Raw genomic sequence first — 3512 nt, forward strand, 5'->3', positions numbered from 1 at the left:
TACTCCCCACAAATGCTTATAGGAAAAGGACCGCTTTGTACAGCCACCGGCGCCAAACAGGGGTCTTGATTTACCGGTGCAAGCAAACTACAAGCACTGCTGCCAGCAGTACCCGTAGGCTCGTCTATAGAAACCTTCCCAAAAACATCATTGCTACAGCTGGCATTGCCTAGGTTGTCTATGTAGGCGTAGCCGTAAAAAGCACCGACGCCTTTAACATCTGACATCGCAAAAACTACCGTGGCGGCTTGCCCGGCAATGCTGCTGGTATCCAACTCCATACACGTCCAAAGCGTATAATTAAGACCTAAACCACCAGGAGCTTCTATAAACCGGCATGAGTTGCGCTCAAAAGCAATGCACTGCTCACTGACCAGGTTATTGTTTTGATCCCATATTTGTACCTTAAAAAAAGGAAGTACAACGGAAGGTAAATTTGTGTTAGTAGTATTTTCCATGCCTAAAGCATAATCAAAGGAAAAGCTTTGCCCGGCAATGATTTCTTTTGTCATCACACTCATACTTCCTATTGCAGCAAGATCGTTTAAACCGATAGCCCGTTGATTATAAGGGGTATTGGGTTCTACCCTGATTTGAGTTGTAGAAGAACCAGACATAAAACTATCGGGCCCCGGGGTTAGTATATAGGCATAGCAATCAAAATTAGAAAAATTAATGCTACTATTTACAGGATCCAAGTTATTTTTAGTTTGTAAAGGAATACTGTTTAAATCGGTTTGGCATTGTTGATGACCGTTTGGATACCCTGATGAAATATCATAATACGCAAAACTATAACCCGAGGCCGTCGAGGTGGTAGCATCGCGTTCAAAGCCCCCGTTGGGCACACAATTGCAATACTTCTCTACAGCTTGTACCGCCAATAAACTGCTTTCACAGCCTTGAGTACCGGTAGTGGTCTGGCTCACATAATAGGTTTGTCCATCTACTAGCAGGGTGGTATTAGGAATAGGCGTGGTACCACCCGCATCGCTATACCATTGTAAATTATCGCCCACTACTACCAAATCGGTTAAATTGGCAGGGGGCTCATTGATCTGTGCACGAAGAGCAGCACCACAAAAACTTTGCAACGCCTCCCCTTGGGGTGGGGGGCATTGTGCATAAGCATGCATAAAAAAGCTACTCATTAGGTTAAATAAGTAAAGTAATAGCGCTTTTTTTAACATATAAATGGTTTTATTTATGCAAGTTACATTAAAAAATTTAAATAAAAAATTTTCACTTTATCTATAAAATTGTATCTTAGTCTAAACTTTAATTTAAATTTTATAAAAAAAAGTACATTTTTGTTAATTTTATTTATCGCTTTAAGTAAGATTAGCTATGCTCAAACTTTTATTGAGCGGATTGATGTTGATTCGGGAGATTTTGTACAGCATTCTATTGCCCAATTAGACGGGGGAGATTATGTGGTCGCCGGAACACAAAGTCCTGGAATCACAGCTGGAACCGATGTAAGATTACTACGTATAGATAATACCGGTAGTATAGTATGGAGTAAAAATTTTGACTTTGGCGGGATTGATTCTTTTGTAGGAAGCATCACCATAGGCGAAGGAAATATTATTGCCTTAACTGGTTATGTAGGAATCAACAATGGACCCAAAGATCTTTTGATTGCCACGATTGATGAGAACGGGAACTTATTAGCAGAGTTAACCCTAAATGACCCTCCAAGACCTACAGGACAAAACTATCAGTTATATGGCACCGATATTGTTCAAAAAGAGAATGGTGACTTTTTAGTGGTGGGGTTAGGTACAAGTTTCACAACTACGGGTAGTTCAAAATATGGTTTTATTTTATCGGCAGATCGTAACTTAAATGGCTTAACTGCTTTTACACCGCAAGCTTATGATGGGATTTTCATTCCACAAACTAGAAACACATTTAATAAAATCACCAAAGTACCTTCTAATGTTTCTCCTAATGGGCAAGAAATGTTTTTATTAACTGGAACAACGACTACTGCTAGCGGGAATTCTCAAGGTCTTATGCGATTAATCGATGCTAATGGCGTTGCTGCTTGGACCCGGAGTTATAGTGGGCAGGCTAGTCATCAAAACGGAGGAATGGCTATTTATAATCCTGCAACCGGCTTGTTTTATGTAACTTATCCTTGGGTAGAAGGCCAGTTAGAAACAATAAGTGTAGATTTTGCTAATGGAAATATTATAGATTCCTACTTTATTTATGCACCAGATCGTGAAAATTTTATAAGTATGTTATTGAATGGAATGGTTCTCGACAGAAATACAAACAGTACTTCTATTGCTTATTCAGCCTTTATGTTTAACTCCCAATTTGATTCAGGTATTGGACGCCATATGGCTTTTTCTATAGATTATGATAATGCTAATGCTAAGGTTAATTGGCAGCAGTTGTATCAATCTGAATTTTCTACGGCAGATCTACTTAATGTGAATTTTGATTTTATTGCACAACCCATTAATTATGGAAGTAGTCCTACTTCGGTAATTTCAAATACGTATTATACCCCTAAGGGAGGTATTATCAATGATAATCAAAATAATTTAGTTTTTACTGGTTTGCAACAAAACCCAGTTACCAACCAACTGTCGTTGAGTTTATTTAGAACAACCTTAAGCGGTGAAGTGCAGTGTGATTGTTTACTACCATTAACTCTAGACATCGATGTTATTTCGGCTTCTACAGGAAATAATTTTAATCAGAATTTTATACCTTATGTACCTTCTCAAATTGGTGCTAGTTTAATAAGTAGTCCGTTTAAGCTACAATTATCTTGTACCCAAACCAACTATTGCCGTTCTGCATCAAGAGTAAGCTTTGGTATAGAGCAAGAGCAAGAGCAAGAGTCTATCGAACTTTATCCAAATCCTGTTAAAAATCAGCTTCATATTAAAGCAATGGTAAATACTAAAGTGAGCCTATATGATATGCAGAGCAAGTTGATATGGCAACAGACTTTAAATACCAATGTAAAAACCATCAACTTAAGTCATTTGCAGCAAGGAATATACTTTGCAAAGTTTGTTGATGCTTCGGGAGAAGTATTTATTAAAAAAGTAATTAAAGAATAGAGGGTTTTTAATAAGATTAATTTATAAAGGAGGCTGTCTAAAAAGGGCAGCCTTTTTATATCTTTTTTTTATTAAAGGATAACTTGATTACCGCTTCAAGGTAAAGTGACCTTTAAAGGTATCTATACGCTCTTCACCGGTTGGTAAAATTTGCTTGTATTCTACACTAAACCAGTAGTCATTTGATGGCATTGGCTTACCGTTAAAGGTACCGTCCCATCCTGGACCACTTGGGCTTAATTGCTTCAATAGCTTACCGTAACGGTCAAAGATAAAAATCTTAGCTCCGATATTGGCTTCTCCTAAACCGATGATATTCCACGTGTCGTTGTAACCGTCTTCGTTTGGTGTAAAGAACTTTGGATAATCGATGAATGCGATTTCGCGTACCGTTGTTCCACAACCGTTCTTATCTCTTCCGTATAC

General features: G+C 38.1%; 3 protein-coding genes. 1 reads left to right on the forward strand and 2 read right to left on the reverse strand.

Features of this window, described 5'->3' with window-relative positions:
- Positions 1–1190 (reverse strand): hypothetical protein (locus tag ACFSQ0_RS02565; RefSeq protein ID WP_379043688.1); only part of this gene is annotated, 1190 nt, incomplete at its 3' end.
- Positions 1191–1310: 120 nt separating this feature from the next.
- Between ACFSQ0_RS02565 and ACFSQ0_RS02570 the strand changes: the two genes are divergently transcribed.
- Entirely contained in the window at positions 1311–3086 is a 1776-nt protein-coding gene (locus ACFSQ0_RS02570; protein WP_379043691.1) for a T9SS type A sorting domain-containing protein, read from the forward strand.
- A gap of 87 nt (positions 3087–3173) precedes the next feature.
- Here ACFSQ0_RS02570 and ACFSQ0_RS02575 read toward each other — a convergent pair.
- Positions 3174–3512 (reverse strand): T9SS type B sorting domain-containing protein (locus ACFSQ0_RS02575; protein WP_379042893.1); only part of this gene is annotated, 339 nt, incomplete at its 5' end.

It is taken from the genome of Mesonia sediminis (genome assembly GCF_042684705.1).
Taxonomy (GTDB): Bacteria; Bacteroidota; Bacteroidia; order Flavobacteriales; family Flavobacteriaceae; genus Mesonia; species Mesonia sediminis.